Source organism: Gottfriedia sp. ABJ_BB2_2, from assembly GCF_055484705.1.
On sequence record NZ_JBVFKR010000005.1, the window covers coordinates 20,131 to 38,517 of the forward strand.

Annotated in this window: 19 protein-coding genes and 4 tRNA genes; 22 read left to right on the plus strand and 1 reads right to left on the minus strand. The window is 34.0% G+C overall.

Features of this window, described 5'->3' with window-relative positions; genetic code table 11:
• Positions 1–231 precede the first annotated feature (231 nt).
• Positions 232–807 carry a spore protease YyaC gene (gene yyaC, locus ACX6U0_RS12680; RefSeq protein WP_464960298.1) on the minus strand — a complete coding sequence of 192 codons (576 nt, stop codon included), beginning with the start codon at positions 805–807 and terminating at the stop codon, positions 232–234.
• Between the two features lie 232 nt (positions 808–1,039).
• On the opposite strand from yyaC, the gene ACX6U0_RS12685 reads away from it, so the two are divergent.
• From ACX6U0_RS12685 to rlmH, 22 genes are all read left to right on the plus strand, one after another.
• Positions 1,040–1,882: a mechanosensitive ion channel family protein gene (locus ACX6U0_RS12685; protein ID WP_464960521.1), complete on the plus strand. Its 843-nt coding sequence runs from the start codon at positions 1,040–1,042 to the stop codon at positions 1,880–1,882.
• Positions 1,883–1,913: 31 nt separating this feature from the next.
• Positions 1,914–2,111 carry a DUF951 domain-containing protein gene (locus ACX6U0_RS12690; protein ID WP_088001640.1) on the plus strand — a complete coding sequence of 66 codons (198 nt, stop codon included), beginning with the start codon at positions 1,914–1,916 and terminating at the stop codon, positions 2,109–2,111.
• 162 nt (positions 2,112–2,273) lie between these two features.
• On the plus strand, positions 2,274–3,374 hold the full coding sequence (gene ychF, locus ACX6U0_RS12695) for a redox-regulated ATPase YchF (RefSeq protein WP_088001638.1): 1,101 nt from the start codon (positions 2,274–2,276) through the stop codon (positions 3,372–3,374).
• 128 nt (positions 3,375–3,502) lie between these two features.
• Entirely contained in the window at positions 3,503–3,793 is a 291-nt protein-coding gene (gene rpsF, locus ACX6U0_RS12700; RefSeq protein WP_088001753.1) for a 30S ribosomal protein S6, read from the plus strand.
• 35 nt (positions 3,794–3,828) lie between these two features.
• Positions 3,829–4,314, plus strand: a complete 486-nt coding sequence (ssb, locus tag ACX6U0_RS12705; protein WP_464960299.1) for a single-stranded DNA-binding protein — start codon at positions 3,829–3,831, stop codon at positions 4,312–4,314.
• Positions 4,315–4,390: 76 nt separating this feature from the next.
• Positions 4,391–4,624 carry a 30S ribosomal protein S18 gene (gene rpsR / locus ACX6U0_RS12710; RefSeq protein WP_088001749.1) on the plus strand — a complete coding sequence of 78 codons (234 nt, stop codon included), beginning with the start codon at positions 4,391–4,393 and terminating at the stop codon, positions 4,622–4,624.
• A 152-nt stretch (positions 4,625–4,776) separates the two neighbouring features.
• A complete protein-coding gene (locus ACX6U0_RS12715) occupies positions 4,777–5,703 on the plus strand; it encodes a YybS family protein (protein ID WP_464960300.1) in 927 nt (308 codons plus the stop codon).
• Positions 5,704–5,794: 91 nt separating this feature from the next.
• The gene (locus ACX6U0_RS12720) at positions 5,795–7,771 is read left to right on the plus strand and encodes a DHH family phosphoesterase (protein WP_464960301.1); all 1,977 of its coding nucleotides are present in this window, start codon (positions 5,795–5,797) and stop codon (positions 7,769–7,771) included.
• Positions 7,768–8,214, plus strand: coding sequence for a 50S ribosomal protein L9 (rplI, locus tag ACX6U0_RS12725; protein ID WP_464960302.1), 447 nt, complete (start codon positions 7,768–7,770; stop codon positions 8,212–8,214). Before ACX6U0_RS12720 ends, rplI begins: the two co-directional genes overlap by 4 nt.
• A gap of 28 nt (positions 8,215–8,242) precedes the next feature.
• Positions 8,243–9,604 carry a replicative DNA helicase gene (dnaB, locus tag ACX6U0_RS12730; RefSeq protein WP_464960303.1) on the plus strand — a complete coding sequence of 454 codons (1,362 nt, stop codon included), beginning with the start codon at positions 8,243–8,245 and terminating at the stop codon, positions 9,602–9,604.
• A 202-nt stretch (positions 9,605–9,806) separates the two neighbouring features.
• Positions 9,807–11,096 carry an adenylosuccinate synthase gene (locus ACX6U0_RS12735; RefSeq protein WP_464960304.1) on the plus strand — a complete coding sequence of 430 codons (1,290 nt, stop codon included), beginning with the start codon at positions 9,807–9,809 and terminating at the stop codon, positions 11,094–11,096.
• Positions 11,097–11,269: 173 nt separating this feature from the next.
• Positions 11,270–11,342 (plus strand) — tRNA-Lys (locus ACX6U0_RS12740).
• 19 nt (positions 11,343–11,361) lie between these two features.
• Positions 11,362–11,433: transfer RNA gene (locus ACX6U0_RS12745), tRNA-Glu, on the plus strand.
• Between the two features lie 23 nt (positions 11,434–11,456).
• Positions 11,457–11,532: transfer RNA gene (locus ACX6U0_RS12750), tRNA-Asp, on the plus strand.
• A gap of 7 nt (positions 11,533–11,539) precedes the next feature.
• Positions 11,540–11,612: transfer RNA gene (locus ACX6U0_RS12755), tRNA-Phe, on the plus strand.
• Positions 11,613–11,987: 375 nt separating this feature from the next.
• The gene (yycF, locus tag ACX6U0_RS12760; RefSeq protein WP_088001626.1) at positions 11,988–12,692 is read left to right on the plus strand and encodes a response regulator YycF; all 705 of its coding nucleotides are present in this window, start codon (positions 11,988–11,990) and stop codon (positions 12,690–12,692) included.
• Positions 12,692–14,527, plus strand: a complete 1,836-nt coding sequence (gene walK, locus ACX6U0_RS12765) for a cell wall metabolism sensor histidine kinase WalK (protein ID WP_464960305.1) — start codon at positions 12,692–12,694, stop codon at positions 14,525–14,527. The genes yycF and walK overlap by 1 nt, the downstream gene beginning before the upstream one ends.
• Positions 14,524–15,882: a YycH family regulatory protein gene (locus ACX6U0_RS12770; RefSeq protein ID WP_464960306.1), complete on the plus strand. Its 1,359-nt coding sequence runs from the start codon at positions 14,524–14,526 to the stop codon at positions 15,880–15,882. The genes walK and ACX6U0_RS12770 overlap by 4 nt, the downstream gene beginning before the upstream one ends.
• Complete coding sequence (locus ACX6U0_RS12775) at positions 15,869–16,648, plus strand: two-component system regulatory protein YycI (RefSeq protein WP_464960307.1); 780 nt, start codon at positions 15,869–15,871, stop codon at positions 16,646–16,648. Before ACX6U0_RS12770 ends, ACX6U0_RS12775 begins: the two co-directional genes overlap by 14 nt.
• Before the next feature lie 23 nt (positions 16,649–16,671).
• A complete protein-coding gene (locus ACX6U0_RS12780) occupies positions 16,672–17,466 on the plus strand; it encodes an MBL fold metallo-hydrolase (protein ID WP_464960308.1) in 795 nt (264 codons plus the stop codon).
• A 73-nt stretch (positions 17,467–17,539) separates the two neighbouring features.
• Entirely contained in the window at positions 17,540–17,731 is a 192-nt protein-coding gene (locus ACX6U0_RS12785; RefSeq protein WP_088001616.1) for a CxxH/CxxC protein, read from the plus strand.
• A gap of 59 nt (positions 17,732–17,790) precedes the next feature.
• Positions 17,791–18,270 carry a 23S rRNA (pseudouridine(1915)-N(3))-methyltransferase RlmH gene (rlmH, locus tag ACX6U0_RS12790; RefSeq protein ID WP_464960309.1) on the plus strand — a complete coding sequence of 160 codons (480 nt, stop codon included), beginning with the start codon at positions 17,791–17,793 and terminating at the stop codon, positions 18,268–18,270.
• Positions 18,271–18,387 lie beyond the last annotated feature (117 nt).

Below are 18,387 nucleotides of genomic sequence, written 5' to 3' on the forward strand. Positions count from 1 at the left end.
TTTGTTGTTAAATTTGGATCTCTTCTAGAGAATATTTGGATTGGTAAGATCAGACAGTAATTGCTCTCTACGGATTTATCTAAGAAGGACGAACCCCGTCCTTCTATAATTGAGCATACTGGAGTTATCATCAACCACCACAATCCTCAATAGCATAAATATTTCGAAATAACATGAAAATAAGTGCAAATTCATTTACTACATTATGAAACTATTAATATTATCTTGCAGTTAACTAGTCAATTTGCTTTCTGTTTCTTTAATAGACTTTGCAATAAATTTGGCCATTTTCATGACTAAACTTAATCTAGTATTTTGTAAAACATAAAACTCCATGAAACCACTGACATTCACGACTCCAGTTAAATTAATTTCACCAACTAAAGGTAAATCCTTTTTCATAGCGGCCCCTGGTTTTAATGGTCCATTTGATAAACGCACACTTCCAATGCTTTTAACTCTGCCTAAACATGCATCAACAGCAATAATAAACGGATTTTTATACTTATTTTTGATTGTTTCAAGTTGTTCAGAAAGATTTAACGCATGAATTGGTTCATCAAGAGTACCATAATAATGGAATCTACTTACATTCAATTCTCCTAATAAAGTACCGACTAGTGGACCTAATGAATCACCTGTTGAACGATCAGTACCAATACATACAAATACAATGTCATTAGTGTAGATACTAGGAAGAGATTTGCTTAAATGATCTGCAAATTGGTTAACTGCATTGTCATCATCCAAAAATACAGAATAATCATCCTTAAATAAACTACGAAAAGGATTTGCCGGAAATTGCATACTATCGCCCACTTTTCATTTAAAAGAGTAGTAATAGTTTATGCAATATTTAAACAATTTATACTATATTCTACCTTTCTTTATCATAAAATTACTATATGATTACATTTGTAGTTATTTATGGTTTTAAAGTATTAATTCGTTTAGTATAACTTTTGAAGAAATAGAAAGTGGTAAGGAGGATAAAATGAAAAATACATTAAATGAAGCAGAAGCAACCATTAAGAAAAGTATGTTGACTGAGAGTCAATGGGACACGCTTTGGACTTCTTCGATAAAAATAGCTGTAATTATTATCGTTTCTGTTTTAGCGATTAAATTTGGAAGAAAATTAATTCGCCGACTACTAAAAGTACAAGCAAGAGGACCTTTACAAGTTTCAGAAAGACGATCTGTTACGTTAGTTAGATTGTTAGAAAATGTCATTGCGTATGTTGTGTTTTTTATTGCTGTTCTTACAATTTTACCTATCTTTGGGGTTGAAACTAGAGGGTTAATCGTAGGTGCCGGAGTTGGTGGTGTAGCATTAGGTTTTGGTGCACAAAGTTTAGTGAAGGATATCATCTCAGGATTTTTCATTTTATTTGAGGATCAGTTCTCGGTTGGGGATTATATTAGAGTTCAAACCTTCGAGGGTACGGTACAATCGATTGGTTTAAAAACAACAAAAATTAGGAGTGCGACAGGAGAGCTACATATCATTCAAAATGGTATGATCACTGAAGTAACTAATTTTTCGTTGCATAACTCAGTTGCCATGGTCGATATCAGTATTTCTTATGAAGGCGATATTGAACATGCTCAATCAGTTATTGAAGAACACTTAGTGGAAATGCCAGAACGATATGAAGAAATGGTAAAAGCACCAGAATATCTTGGTATTCAAAGCTTTGGTCCTTCAGAAGTAGTGATTCGAATCGCATCAGAAGTAAAACCAATGGCACAATTTAAAATATCAAGAGCAATTCGAAAAGAGATTAAAGAAGTGCTTGAACGAAATAACATAGAAATTCCATATCCAAAAATGGTATTATATAGACAACCAGAACCTACTAATGAAAAGGCAAAGTCTTAATTCTACTATTTAAGGAAGTGAAATAGTCGACATGGAAGAGAAAGTTTTTGATTTAAATGATATAGTAGAAATGAAAAAAGCACATCCATGTGGTGTGAACAAATGGAAAATTATCCGTATGGGAATGGATATCCGTTTAAAATGTGAAGGCTGCGGACATAGCGTCTTAATTCCGCGTAGAGAGTTTTCACGTAAATTAAAAAAGGTTTTAACAAAAGCTGAAGAATAGACGAAAACATTATTAAAAAGGTATCTAGTATGAGCGATCTTTTTACCGTTCATATTAGATGCCTTTCGTATGTAAGAAATAACATTCGGATTTTCTTGTTATTTTTTCTTGAAATCAATATAATTGTGAAAGATTAACTAAGTTCGTATAGGAGTGGAAACTATGGCATTAACAGCAGGTATCGTAGGTTTACCAAACGTAGGAAAGTCAACATTATTTAATGCAATTACACAAGCTGGTGCGGAATCAGCAAACTATCCGTTTTGTACAATTGACCCTAACGTGGGTGTAGTAGAAGTACCGGATTACCGTTTAGAAAAATTAACTGAATTAGTTCAACCGAAAAAAACAGTTCCAACAACCTTTGAATTTACTGATATTGCAGGAATCGTAAAAGGTGCAAGTAAGGGTGAAGGATTAGGAAATAAGTTTTTATCACATATTCGTCAAGTAGATGCAATTTGTCAAGTAGTAAGATGCTTTGCAGATGACAATATTACACACGTTTCAGGTAAAGTAGATCCAATCTCAGACATTGAAACGATTAACCTAGAATTAATTCTTGCCGATTTAGAATCAGTAGAAAAAAGAATTGATCGTGTTGCTAAGTTAGCAAAACAAAAAGATAAAGATGCATCTTATGAACATGAAATTTTAGTGAAATTAAGAGACGCATTCGAAAGTGACAAGCCTGCTCGTTCAGTAGAATTCACTGAAGAACAAATGAAGGTTGTAAAAGGATTACATTTATTAACGACTAAGCCAATGCTTTATATTGCTAACGTTGGTGAAGATGATATTGTTGATCCGTCATCAAATGAGTTTGTTGAAAAAGTTAGAGCTTTTGCAGCGGAAGAGGGTTCTCAAGTTATTGTGATTAGTGCAAAAATTGAGGAAGAAATTTCTGAGTTAGATGATGAAGAAAAGCGTTCATTCTTACAAGAAATTGGTATTGAGGAATCAGGTCTTGACCAATTAATTAGAGCTGCTTACCACTTATTAGGATTAGCGACTTATTTCACGGCTGGAGTACAAGAGGTACGTGCATGGACATTTAAAAAGGGTATGAAGGCTCCTCAATGTGCAGGCGTAATTCATACAGATTTTGAACGTGGATTTATCCGTGCAGAAACTGTATCTTATGAAGATTTAGCAACATATGGTTCAATGCCATTAGCTAAAGAAGCTGGAAAAGTGCGCCTTGAAGGTAAAGAATATATCGTTCAAGATGGAGATGTAATGCATTTCCGCTTTAATGTGTAATAGGTAGTAAAAATTTTATTGGTTTGCTATCTAAAATCTTTTATGCTATAATTTTATTTCGTGAGTGATTATATAAATTGCTCCTTGCCCTTAACTGGGCCGTTAGACCAAAAGGAGGTGACATTGTGATGAATAAATACGAAATCATGTACATCGTTCGACCAAACATGGAAGACGAAGCGCAAAAAGCTTTAGTTGAGCGTTTTAACAACGTTTTAACTGAACAAGGTGCAGAAATCACAAACGTTAAAGAGTGGGGTAAACGTCGTTTAGCTTATGAAATTAACGATTTCCGTGATGGACACTACATGCTTGTAAATGTTTCTGCTCAACCAGAAGCAGTACAAGAATTCGATCGTTTAGCGAAAATCAGCGAAGATATCATTCGCCATATCGTTATCCGTGAAAATGACAAATAATAATTTTTGAAATGCCTTAGGGAGGTAAGAATCAGATGATCAATCGTGTTGTGCTTGTAGGTCGTCTAACAAAGGATCCAGACTTACGTTATACACCAAGTGGGGTTGCTGTAGCTACATTTACTCTAGCAGTAAATCGTACCTTCTCAAATCAGCAAGGAGACCGAGAAGCAGATTTTATTAACTGCGTTATCTGGAGAAAACCGGCTGAAAACGTTGCGAACTTCTTGAAAAAAGGAAGCTTAGCTGGCGTTGAAGGACGTATTCAAACTAGAAGTTATGATGGCCAAGATGGTAAAAAAGTTTATGTAACAGAAGTTGTTGCTGACTCAGTTCAATTCTTAGAGCCAAGAAATGCATCAGGCAATCAAGGTGGTTCGTTTAATACAAACCAACAAAACCAAGGTTTTAACGCTGGAAATCCTTTTGAAGCACCATCACAAAAGCCTAGCTTTAATGATGATCCATTTGGTGGGACAAGCAAAACAATTGATATCACTGATGATGATCTTCCTTTTTAATAAAAATAGCGTAATGTTGAACGGTAAACATTACTAAAAACAATTCTTAAAAAAGAAGGAGGGAAATAAGATGGCAATGGGTGGACGTAAAGGTGGACGTGCTAAGCGTCGTAAAGTTTGTTACTTTACAGCTAACGGCATTACACACATCGATTATAAAGATACTGAGTTATTAAAACGTTTCGTATCAGAGCGTGGTAAAATTTTACCTCGTCGTGTAACTGGTACTTCAGCTAGATACCAACGTAAATTAACGATTGCAATTAAACGCTCTCGTCAAATGGCATTATTACCATACGTGGCTGAATAAGCTGAATAATAAAAAGTACAGCATTCTCGTGCTGTACTTTTTTTGTATTTTAAGGGATCTAATGAACTTTTCATTTTTTTTAATAATTTATGGTAAAATAGGTATTAGTATGCTTACCGATTATTATTGGTTTAGTTGAAAGGAGCCATATTTTGAAATCGACTCGCTTTATAACCGAGGGGGCAGTGCTTTTAGCATTTTATTCAGTTATGCTTTTGCTGCTTACATATGTACCATTTCTCTCAATCGTACTAACTTATTTAATGCCCCTACCATTTATCATATTTAGCTTGAAATATTCTATTAAGGAATCTCTTTTATTGATTTGTGTTGCTTTAGGACTGACACTCGTCATTACTCAAGCTTCTTTTATCCTAGGAACTTTAATGTTTTCGACAGTAGGTATAGCAATAGGATATCAACTTAGGAAGGAAAGAAGCAAAGGAGAAATTTTATTAACTAGTACATTTTTATATTTCATACATATAGTACTAATATACTTAATAGTACAACTTATGTTTGATATTAATATTACAAACATGTTCACAACGAGAATGACTGAGTTGCTTGAAACAAGTAAGAATTTATCTTCAGATTTAGGTTTTTCATATAATGAAAAGAATGTTAAGGTTCTGACAGAAGCAATTAAGCTGTTACCTGTTTTGGTACCATCTATTATGTTAATGTTAGGCTTTGCTATGGCATTTTTAACGCAGCTATTAACATTCCCCATCGCCAAAAGATTAGGTTTCAAAACGCCTAAATTTAAGCCGTTTAGAGAGTTTAGGTTACCATTAGGGTTTATGTGGTTATATTTATTGATCACGATCCTTTCTTACTTTGGATCTAAACCAAATGGATTCTTATATACAGCGGTTATGAACATATCTTATGTATTACACATCTTAGTAATTACGCAAGGATTTGCAGCGATATTTTATTTTAGTCATATTAGAAAACTATCTAAAGCAGTGCCTATTCTAATATTAATTGCAGGTCTACTGATTAACGGGTTAATGATTTTTGTTTTATTAATTGGGATTGTATCAATTGGTATTTTTAATAGAACAAAGAAATAAGCTATTTTTTGGTTTTATATTTGGCAGAATAGGTAAAAATAATCTTATTTTGTATAGAAGTTAGATTTTATTTGATTTAGGGGCTGAACTTATGCAAGATTTTCATAAGAAACAGGTGTTTCTTATTCCCGTCTATCTATTAACTGCTCTTGCGATATTTCTAATAGGAACTGTAGTTTATATACGTCCACAGCTAGGTATACTCTTTATTATCATCTTTCTATTCGTTATCTTTTTAGTGGTAAAGATTGAAATAAAGTATCGACACATTTTAGATATGTATATTGAATCAGTTATGTCGAGAGTGAAAAATTTAAGTAATGAAGCAATTACAAAAATGCCAATAGGTGTGTTACTTTATGATAAAGAGTACCATATCGAGTGGGGCAATCAATATATTACAAATATTTTGGACGACCAATCATTAATTGGAAAACATATTTATGATTTATCAGATGGTCTAATGTCTTTGATTTCAAAAAAAGAGAAAAAAGAAGATGTTATTACCATTAATAAGAGAACGTACCGAGTCGTCATTAAAAGAGAAGAACGTTATATTTATTTATTTGATGTCACAGAACAAGCACAAATGGAGAAATTGTTTGAGGATCAAAGAACAGTTATTGCGGTAATTCTACTTGATAATTACGATGAGATGACACAAGGTTTAGATGATCAAGAACGATCTAGTATCAATGGATCTGTGACGACAATACTAAATAGCTGGGCTAATAAACATGGCATATTTTTACGAAGAGTGTCTTCTGATCGTCTGTATGCTGTATTAAATGAAGGAATTTTAAACGTATTAGAAAGTAATAAGTTTGCAATTCTTGATCATGTCAGAGAAGAAACGACAAAACGAAATTTACCAATCACTTTAAGTGTTGGGGTTGGCATTGGTAGTGAGAATTTACCTGAACTTGGCCAACTTGCACAGTCTGGATTAGATCTGGCATTAGGACGCGGTGGAGACCAGGTAACAGTAAAGAATCTTAATGGGAAAGTAAAGTTTTTTGGTGGGAAAACAAATCCAGTTGAGAAACGAACTAGAGTTAGAGCTCGTGTAATTTCTCATGCATTAAGGGATCTAATGAAGAGTAGCTCAAATGTAATGATAATGGGTCATAAGTTACCAGATATGGATGCGTTAGGTTCTGCTGTTGGTATTTTAAAAATGGTTACACATAATGAAGTTAATGGTTATGTTGTCATTAAAAAGGATGAAGTAGATAGAAGTGTTAATCGTTTAATGAAAGAAATGACAAAAAACGAACAATATATGACATGCTTCATTTCACCTGAGAAAGCAAAAGAACTGGTAACTGAAGATACACTAATTATAGTTGTTGATACGCATAGGCCAACTATGGTAGAAGTAGAGTCACTATTAGACGAAACTGATAAAATTGTTGTCATTGACCATCATCGAAGAGGAGAAGACTTCATTAAAGATGCCATTCTTGTGTACATGGAGCCTTATGCATCTTCTACAGCTGAATTAGTTACAGAGTTATTAGAATATCAACCGAAAAAAATTAAGCTAAGCATACTTGAAGCAACGGCTTTACTGGCTGGTATCATTGTTGATACGAAGAGTTTTACATTCCGTACAGGTGCAAGAACGTTTGATGCAGCATCTTACTTGCGTTCAAATGGTGCTGATACCATTCTTGTCCAAAACTTATTAAAACAAGATATGAATGAATATATACGCAAATCAGAGCTGATTGAAGAGGCATACATGTACAAGAACGGCTTCGCAATCAGTTATGGTAAAGAAAATACAAACTATGATCAAGTGTTAATTGCTAAAGCTGCTGATACATTATTAACGATGACAGATGTAATAGCATCTTTTGTCATTGCAAAGCGTAATGATAATCTTGTCAGCATAAGTAGCCGATCATTAGGGGATATAAATGTTCAACTAATTATGGAAGAGCTTGGCGGTGGTGGACATTTAACAAATGCAGCCGCACAACTAGAATCTTCTTCAATTCGAGAAGTAGAAATAAAATTATTGAAAATAATTGATCAATATATCGAAGGGAGAACAAACAAATGAAAGTAATTTTCTTAAAAGATGTAAAAGGAAAAGGTAAAAAAGGCGAAGTAAAAAACGTAGCAGATGGATACGCACATAACTTTTTAATTAAGAATGGTTATGCTGTTGAAGCAACAGGCGGCAACGTAAAAACGCTTGATGCGCAAAAAAATAAAGAAGCAAAAGATGCTGCTTTAGAATTAGAAAATTGTAAGAAACTAAAAGAAACAGTTGAGGGAATTACTGTTGAACTAAAAGCGAAATCTGGAGAAGGCGGCCGTCTTTTTGGATCAATTTCTAGTAAACAAATTGTTGAAGAGCTACAGAAGGTTCATGGAATTAAACTAGATAAGCGCAAATTTGAAATGAACGATCCAATTCGTGGACTTGGTGTAACTAACATTAAGGTTAAACTTCACCAAGAAGTAACTGCAACATTAAAAGTACACGTGAAGGAACAATAATGTAATTTAAGCATCTGGAGGACAAAATATGAGTGATTTGTTAAATGATCGTACTCCGCCGCAGAATATAGAAGCTGAACAAGCAGTATTAGGAGCAGTCTTGTTAGATTCAGATGCTTTAATACCAACTTCAGAACGGCTTTTACCAGATGATTTTTATCGAGCTGCTCATCAAAAGTTATTTGAAGCGATGTTAAGTATTTCTTCGAGAAATGAGCCTCTAGATGTCATCACTCTAACTTCTGAATTAGCAAAACAAGGTTTGCTTGAGGAGGTAGGAGGCGTATCCTATTTAAATGATCTATTAGCTTCAGTACCAACTGCGTCTAATGTTGAATACTATGCTAAGATGGTTGAGGAAAAATCAACGTTAAGAAGATTAATAAGGACAGCTACAAATATTGCAAATGAAGGATATGCATCTGAACATCCTGTTGATGTTATTTTAAATGAAGCTGAAAAGAACATACTACAGGTTTCTCAACGTACAAATGTTTCTGGGTTTCAAAATATTAAGGATGTTGTTTTCCATACATTTAGCAAAATTGAAACGTTATTTAATCAGCGTGGGGATATTACTGGGATCCCTACAGGTTTCACAGATTTAGATCGAATGACAGCGGGTTTTCAGCCCAATGATTTAATTATTGTTGCTGCTCGTCCTTCTGTTGGTAAAACAGCATTTGCCTTAAATATTGCACAGAATGTTGCTACAAAAACAGATGAAAATGTAGCTATATTTAGTCTAGAGATGGGTTCAGATCAATTAGTAATGCGTATGCTTTGTGCAGAAGGCAATATTAATGCACAGGCGCTACGTACTGGTAATCTTGAACAAGAAGACTGGAATAAGCTTACTATGGCTGCTAGTAGTTTAGCGAATACAGGGATCTACATTGACGATACACCTGGTATTCGCGTAAACGATATTCGTGCTAAATGTAGAAGACTGAAACAAGAGCATGGTTTAGGAATGATCTTAATTGATTATCTACAACTTATTCAAGGTAGTGGCAAAGGCGGCGGAGACAATCGTCAGCAAGAAGTTTCAGAGATTTCCCGTTCACTTAAGGCACTAGCAAGGGAGTTAAAAGTTCCCGTAATCGCACTTTCTCAGCTTTCTCGTAGTGTTGAGTCAAGACAAGATAAACGTCCGATGATGTCTGATATTCGTGAATCTGGAAGTATTGAGCAAGATGCTGATATTGTTGCTTTCTTGTATCGTGATGATTACTATGATAAAGAATCTGAGAATAAAAATATTATTGAAATTATTATTGCTAAACAAAGGAATGGCCCAGTAGGTACCGTTCAGCTGGCATTCGTAAAAGAATATAATAAATTCGTTAACTTAGAGCGTAGGTTCGATGAGCATGCGCCTACAGGTTAAATTTGATCACATAGTTATTCTATGTGATTATTTTTTTTTGTTAGGGCAAACTAAAAACATGAGTTTTTATTCATGTAATTACGAACGAAGAAATGTAAAAACCGAAAAAAACGAATCATATCATTGACAAATAACGTAAGTTTGATATACTAGTTTTGGTTTTAGTTCGGAAATAGCGAATTTTATTCGGAGGTGCAATACATTGTCATCAGTAGTAGTAGTTGGTTCTCAATGGGGAGACGAAGGAAAAGGAAAAATTACTGACTTTTTATCTCAGCAGGCAGAAGTAGTTGCTAGATATCAAGGTGGTAATAATGCAGGTCATACAATTGTTTTTAATGGCGTAAAATACAAACTTCATTTAATTCCATCAGGTATTTTCTTCTCGGAAAAAATTTGTGTTATTGGAAACGGAATGGTTGTGGATCCTAAAGCGTTAGTTCAAGAACTAGCGTATTTACATGATAAAGGTGTTTCTACTGATAACTTACGTATCAGTAACCGTGCACATGTCATCTTACCTTATCACTTAAAGCAAGATGAGCTAGAAGAAGAGCGTAAAGGTGATAATAAAATCGGAACTACTAAAAAAGGGATTGGCCCAGCTTATATGGATAAAGCTGCTCGTGTTGGTATACGTATGGCGGATCTTCTTGATAAAGAAGAGTTCTATATTAAATTAAAACGTAATCTTGAAGAAAAAAATAATTTATTCGAAAAGATGTATGATTCAAATAGTCTTGATATTGATGAAATTTTTGAGCAATATTATGAATTTGGTCAACAAATTAAAAAATACGTTTGCGATACTTCAGTAGTATTAAATGATGCAATTGATGGTGGAAAACGCGTTTTATTCGAAGGTGCTCAAGGTGTAATGTTAGACATAGACCAAGGTACTTACCCATTTGTTACTTCTTCTAACCCTGTTGCAGGTGGAGTAACAATCGGATCAGGAGTCGGACCAACAAAAATTAATCATGTTGTAGGAGTATGTAAAGCTTATACAACTCGTGTTGGAGAAGGGGCATTCCCAACTGAGTTACATGATGAAATTGGAAACACGATTCGTGAAGTAGGTCGTGAATATGGTACAACAACTGGAAGACCACGACGTGTTGGTTGGTTTGATAGTGTTGTAGTTCGTCATGCTCGACGCGTAAGTGGTATTACAGATCTATCACTTAATTCTATTGATGTGTTAACAGGCCTAGAAACAGTGAAAATCTGTGTAGCATACAAATACCGTGGAGAAACGATTAACGAGTTCCCTGCTAGCTTAAAACAGCTTTCAGAGTGTGAGCCTGTTTATGAAGAGCTTCCAGGTTGGACAGAAGATATCACTGGAGTAAAAGATCTTAATGAACTTCCAGTTAATGCAAGACATTATGTTGAACGTGTGTCTCAATTAGTTGGAATCCCATTATCTGTATTTTCAGTAGGACCTGACCGTAATCAAACGAATATTGTTCGTAACGTTTTCGGAGCATAATTAGTTAAATAAAGCCCTTAAAATTGATTTTTAAGGGCTTTTATTTTCTTTTTACAAGATAAATACGAAAAAAAGTATTGCGCTACTATTTGTTTGCATGTTATAATGAATCTTGTCGTCATAACAAGTAATTAGTTTTAAATGACGTGCGTTTAATCTAGTATTTTTAATACGAGCCATTAGCTCAGTAGGTAGAGCATCTGACTTTTAATCAGAGGGTCGAAGGTTCGAATCCTTCATGGCTCATCTTTTATACATATATCATGGCCCGTTGGTCAAGCGGTTAAGACACCGCCCTTTCACGGCGGTAACACGGGTTCGAATCCCGTACGGGTCACTTTTATTTATAAATATTGTATTGGTCCCGTGGTGTAGCGGTTAACATGCCTGCCTGTCACGCAGGAGATCGCCGGTTCGATCCCGGTCGGGACCGCCATATATTTGGCTCGGTAGCTCAGTCGGTAGAGCAGAGGACTGAAAATCCTCGTGTCGGCGGTTCGATTCCGTCCCGAGCCATCATAAAAACTACTGTAATTACAGTAGTTTTTATTTATTTAAACCCACATATAACAGAGGAAATTTATATTTTATTTAAATAAAAATTAATGGAAAATGAGTAGGATTTTACAAAAAAACCTACTTAATTTAAAATAGAAGTAGTAGATTAAGCCTCTAGCAACAAGCTAGGGCTTTTTTTCTAAGATGAAAGTCGAAGAAAGTGTTGATTTAAAAAGGACACATAACTTATTAGTCGTATTGTATATATAGAGACAATCCTACAAAACGAAATTGCTAAGATACGTTTAATTGTTGCCTAATTTATTATGAAATTGCTAAAGCTATGAATAGAAATGGCACGCAGCTAAACTTACTAGAAAAGGAGTGCGGGGAATGAATAAGAAAATACTAATAGTGGATGATGAAAAACCAATTGCAGATATATTAAAATTTAACCTTGAAAAAGAAGGTTTTGAAATTGTTTGTGCGTATGACGGGGATGAAGCATTACAAAAAGTTGATGAGTTTCTACCTGATTTAGTTTTATTAGATATTATGTTACCAATTAGAGACGGATTAGAGGTATGTAGAGAAATCCGTAAGAATCATGAAATGCCAATCATTATGATTACAGCAAAAGACTCTGAATTAGATAAAGTATTAGGTTTAGAAATGGGAGCAGATGACTATGTAACGAAACCATTTAGTACAAGGGAATTGCTTGCCAGAGTAAAAGCTAACTTAAGAAGACATCAGACTGGTGCATCGTCTGAAAAAGAAGAGTCAGTTGAAGTCGTAATCGGTTCGCTTGTGATTAATCCAAATGCGTACATCGTAACAAAACGAGGAGAAAAAATAGAATTGACTCATCGTGAATTTGAATTACTGTACTATTTAGCGAAGCATATCGGTCAAGTTATGACAAGAGAACACTTACTTCAAACAGTTTGGGGATATGACTATTTCGGAGATGTACGAACTGTAGACGTAACAATCAGAAGACTTCGAGAAAAAATTGAGGATAATCCAAGTTATCCATTATTTATTGTAACTAGAAGAGGAGTAGGCTACTACTTACGTGATCCGGAGCAAGATTAATGGCAGCCAAAAATAAAGTAGGTTTATTTCAATCAATCGTATTTAAATTTGTGCTTGTATATATCTTGCTTATATTAGTTGCGATGCAAGTAATCAGCGTTTATTTTTCTAGAGAACTTGAAAAGCAATTAGTCAATAACTTCTCAGATTCGATAAACGAACGTGCGAATATGCTAGCCTATAATATTAAAATAGAGTACGAAAAAAAGAAAACCCTGGATGACCCAGAAGTAAAAGAAAAAATTCAAAAGATCGTTGCAGATTTTGGTGAAAATATAGGTATAACTGATGTAAGGGTAGTTAACCAAAATAGTGAGGTAATCGCTACTTCAGATTCCAACAATCGGACGATTATAGGAAAACGAACAACTGATATATTAATTAAAAGGGCTCTACTAGCTGGTACGAATACTGAAAAGGTTTTATTAGATCGTAAGAATGGCCATCGAATGAGAATCATCGTAATTCCAGTATTTGAAAATGACGAAACTGTTGCAGCTATCTACACAAGTGCTTCAATGGAAAGTACTTACGATAGGATGGAATTAATTAATCGCATTTTTTCTACGGGAACATTGATTGCAGTTGCTATAACCTCGATTCTCGGAATACTGTTGGCGAAAGCAATTACGAAGCCAATTTCGGAAATCAGAAGACAGGCTCAAGAAATGGCTAAAGGTAATTTTTCTCGCAAGCTAAAGGCATATAGTGAAGACGAGATAGGTGAGCTAACGATATCTTTTAATAATCTATCAAGGAACCTACAACAAGCTAGAGCGTCTACTGAAGGTGAAAGAAGAAAACTTCAATCTGTACTAGAACATATGACGGATGGTGTTATAGCAACAGACCGTCGAGGAAAAATAATACTATTAAATGATCCAGCTGAGGCGATGTTGAATGTTTCACGTGAAACAGTATTAAATCAGTCGATTTTAGAAGTACTTGGTATTGAAAAGGTTCATACATTAGACGACTTATATGAAGAGCCGGATTCAATCATGCTTGATTATAGTGAAAATAAACGACCAATGATTATCCGTTCTAGCTTTTCGACAATCCAAAAGGATACAGGAAAAGTAAATGGATTGATAGCTGTACTTTATGATGTAACAGAACAAGAAAAAATAGAGCAAGAACGTAGAGAATTCGTAGCGAATGTATCGCATGAATTAAGAACACCATTAACGACGATGAGAAGTTATTTAGAAGCACTTTCTGATGGAGCTTGGGAAAATAAAGAAATAGCACCTAAATTTTTACAAGTTACCCAAGATGAAACAGAAAGAATGATTCGATTGGTTAACGACTTATTGCAGCTATCTAAATTAGATAGTACAGAGTATCGTTTGTTAAAGGATTGGGTGAACTTTACCGAACTATTTAATCGAATAATCGATCGTCATGAAATGAGTAAATCTCAAAAGGTTACATTTAAAAGAGAGTTTTTAAATAAAACAAGATTTGTTTTTATTGATGAAGATAAGATCACGCAGGTTTTAGATAATATTATTTCAAATGCATTAAAGTATTCTCCAGAAGGTGGCAAAGTTACCTTTAGAATTAAAGAATCAAGGGATCAAATACTTGTAAGTATTACAGATGAAGGTATGGGAATTCCTAAAGATAATTTAGCGAAAATATTTGATCGTTTTTATCGAGTAGATAAGGCTCGTTCAAGACAAGTCGGAGGCACAGGACTTGGACTAGCAATCGCAAAAGAGATGATTTATGCGCATGATGGTCATATTTGGGCTAAAAGTGAAGAAGGAAAGGGTACAACAGTTTATTTCACGCTTCCGGTAGCTGATGACCAAGAGGATGAGTGGGAATGAAAAGTGAACATATAAAATCAATTATATTATCAACTTTAGTTGCAATCAGTTTGGTTCTTTCATATAGCTTATTATCGTATCAACCAGCTTACGATGTTATGCAAAATTCTAATTATGATTATGTACAAAATGTTTCAATTGGTGCAAAGAAACAATTTAAGGATGTAGTTGTGCCAACTGAACTAGTAGTGCATGAAACAAATAATCATTATCTAACAACAAAGCAAAATAATATTTTACCGTTATTTAGAGCAATACAAAAAACAGAAATATCTAGTTTTAGTAATATAACTAGTAAAACGTCTCTAGAAAATTATCAAAGGATTACAAAAGGGAAAAATAAAGTTGAAATCATTTTTCCTACACTAATTCCAATTGAAACATTGAATAAGGTATTAAACTTAGATTCAAAAAGATTACAAAATGTTCTTTTTGATCGAATGATTATTAGTCTTTCAACTAAACAAGATGATTCTACAAAAATTTATTTTGCAAATGAGTCACTAAATGTCATATACGAAGCTATTTACGATAATTCAGAAGTAATTACAGCGGTTGAAAAAGTAAAAAATAACTATGACCATTATATTGAATGCTCGAAATTTGAGTTAGATTCTGGGAAGTTTATTTATTTACCTAAGAAAACTGTGAAATTAAAAACGATTGAATATTTAACTACAGACATTGCTATTGATAAGTTAAAAGATGCAATTTTTTACGATCCGTCAAAAGTTAGAAAAGAGAGTAGTAGCTCTGGTGATACATTTACAGATGGTACAAGATTAATGACAGTATCACAATTAAATCGTTCGCTAACTTTTGTTAATCCAACTACGGCAGAGGACAATAGTCAAAGCCCAAGTTCATTAGTTGAAAGAAGCTTTGAATTTGTTAATCAACATGGTGGTTGGACTGATCATTATATATTAACGAATATTCAACCAGATAAAAGTGAAGTATCCTTTAGATTTTATGTAAACAATCTACCTGTTTATAAAAATGCTACGATTTCAACAAAATTGGGAACTGACGATGTTCAAACATTTAAACGTCCGTTATACAAGTTTGGTTATCGTATGGAGAAAAACGAGAGTGAAGTTGAATTAATGTCTGGTTCACAAATCATGGAAGTCATTAAAAATAATAAATCCATTAATGATTCATTAATTAAAGATATTAGTTTGGGATATGAAACGATCTTTAATAGTGAGAAAGAAACGACAATGAGTCAACCTTATTATAGTCGGGCAGTAGAATTAAAGCCTGTTTGGATTATCCATTATGGAGATTCTTATAAAAAGATTGATCAAGATATGCTAAGCAGAATTGGGGTGAATATTGTTGGATTGGAGTAGAATCAAAACAATATTTATTTTAACATTCTTAGTGTTAGACTTGTTTTTAGCAATTCAATACTATCAAAAAAGAAGCAATTACCAAATAGATGTTATTGCGGAATCTACGATTGAGGACCAGTTAAAGGCGAATGACATCACATATGTTGCTTTACCTAAAGAATCCTTGAAAGAGACTTATATCGTAGGCAATAGCAAAATTTTCTCTGATAAAACAATTACAAAGCAAAAAGGACAGGACATCGAAATTTATAAAGATGTGCTTCAAAGTCGATTAAAAGACGTGGTAAAGCTCCCTGAAACCAATAGAATTTTCTTCTTAGAGAATTTTGTTAAAGAGTATGTTTGGAATGGAAATAATTATCGATTCTGCAAGAGGGATGTAAGTACAAAAACATTCTATTTCTGTCAAAGTTATAAAGATCGACTCATTTATAATATTGATAGCTCTGTTGTAGAAATTAAGTATAATGATAATGACGAAATTGTTTCTTATCGACAACGCTATATTGAAGATTTAAAAGACATGGTAGATAAAAAAGATGTACAAGAAGTTCTTCCTGCGATTAAAGCAATCGAAAATCTTTATGTAAAAGATGAGTTAAAGCCAGATGATCGAGTGACAAAAGTTGATTTTGGATATTACACATTAATTCCGTTATCGACTGGCGTAAAAGTCATAGCACCAGCTTGGCATTTGGTTGTAAATGAGGATCGAGATTATTTTGTAAACGCAATAGAAGGACAAGTTAATAAGATAGAATAAATACAGTGGAGTGGTGAATCAGTATGAGTTTGCATTTTAGCGTACTTGCAAGTGGAAGTACCGGAAATGCGTTGTACGTTGGGACGGAGAAAACAAAGCTTTTAGTTGATGCCGGGCTAAGCGGTAAGGCGATGGAGTCGTTGTTTAAGGATATTAATAGGGATATTAAAGAAGTCTCTGGCATACTTGTTACTCATGAGCATAGCGATCATATTAAAGGGCTTGGTGTTCTCGCAAGAAGATACCAAGTCCCAATTTATGCAAATGAAAAAACATGGAAAGCAATGAACCACCTAATTGGAGAAATTCCAACTGAGCAAAAGTTCATTTTTAATATGGAAACGACACATCAATTTGGGGATTTAGAAGTCGAATCATTTGGTGTATCGCATGATGCTGCCGAACCAATGTTTTACGTATTTCATCATAATGGAAAGAAATTTGTAACAATAACGGATACAGGATATGTAAGTGATCGTATGAAAGGAATTATTTCCAATGCAGATATGTACATTTTTGAGAGTAATCATGATGTAGAAATGCTAAGAATGGGGAAATATCCATGGAGTATTAAACGACGTATCTTAAGCGATATGGGGCATGTATCTAATGAGGATGCTGCATTAGCAATGGCTGACGTTATTGGAGACAAAACACAACGTATTTATCTTGCGCATTTAAGCCAAGATAATAACATGAAAGAGCTTGCCAAAATGTCTGTTACACAAACATTAGAGGGAAAAGGATTTGAAGTTGGAACGCAGTTTGCGCTACATCATACAGACCCTCAAAAACCAACAGATATAGTGTATGTATAATATGAACGTATACTTCAGGGGAGAGTTTACTTTCCCTTATTTTTTTTGTAAAAAATTAAGGAGATGAACATAAATGGAAAAAGTAATAGTAAGTTGTGATGAACATGTTGAATGGGCACTAGATGATTTTGTGGATAAGTATAGTGAAACGCCATTGTTGAATAAAGTCGAAAAAACGCAAAATATATCCACAACCTGTGAATATTGTCAAAATGATGCCATATATATTGTATCGAACATAGATTCCCCCACTAAATGTGGATAGAAATTGTGGGTATGTGGATAACTTTTGTGTATAACTTGTTTGTAAAGTGAGGATATAATGTGAATATCTCAATTATTAGTGTTGGAAAATTAAAAGAGAAATATTTAAAAATGGGGATAGATGAGTACATAAAGCGATTATCTAGTTATGCAAAAATGGATATAATCGAAGTGCCGGATGAAAAAGCACCAGAGAACTTAAGTGATGCAGACATGTTAATTGTAAAAGAAAAAGAAGGCGAAAGAATACTTAGCAAAATATCTGATGATTCATATGTAATTGCACTTGCGATAAAAGGAAAAGAGCATACGTCAGAATCGCTAGCAAAAAAAATAGATCAATTAGCGACATACGGAAACAGCAAGGTAGCATTTGTAATTGGAGGTTCATTGGGCTTAAGCGATGCAGTCATGAAAAGAGCGGATGATACACTATCATTTTCAAAAATGACATTTCCACATCAATTAATGAAGTTAATTTTGGTGGAACAGATTTATAGAGCTTATCGAATTAATAGGAATGAACCGTACCATAAGTAAATGATCAATCGCTAGAAGTTAGATGTTAGCTAATACACAGGTTATTTAAAAAAGGATAAAAATGAACACGAAAGCAGCTTAGAGTATTTCTAAGCTGTTTTTCATCTTAATCCGATA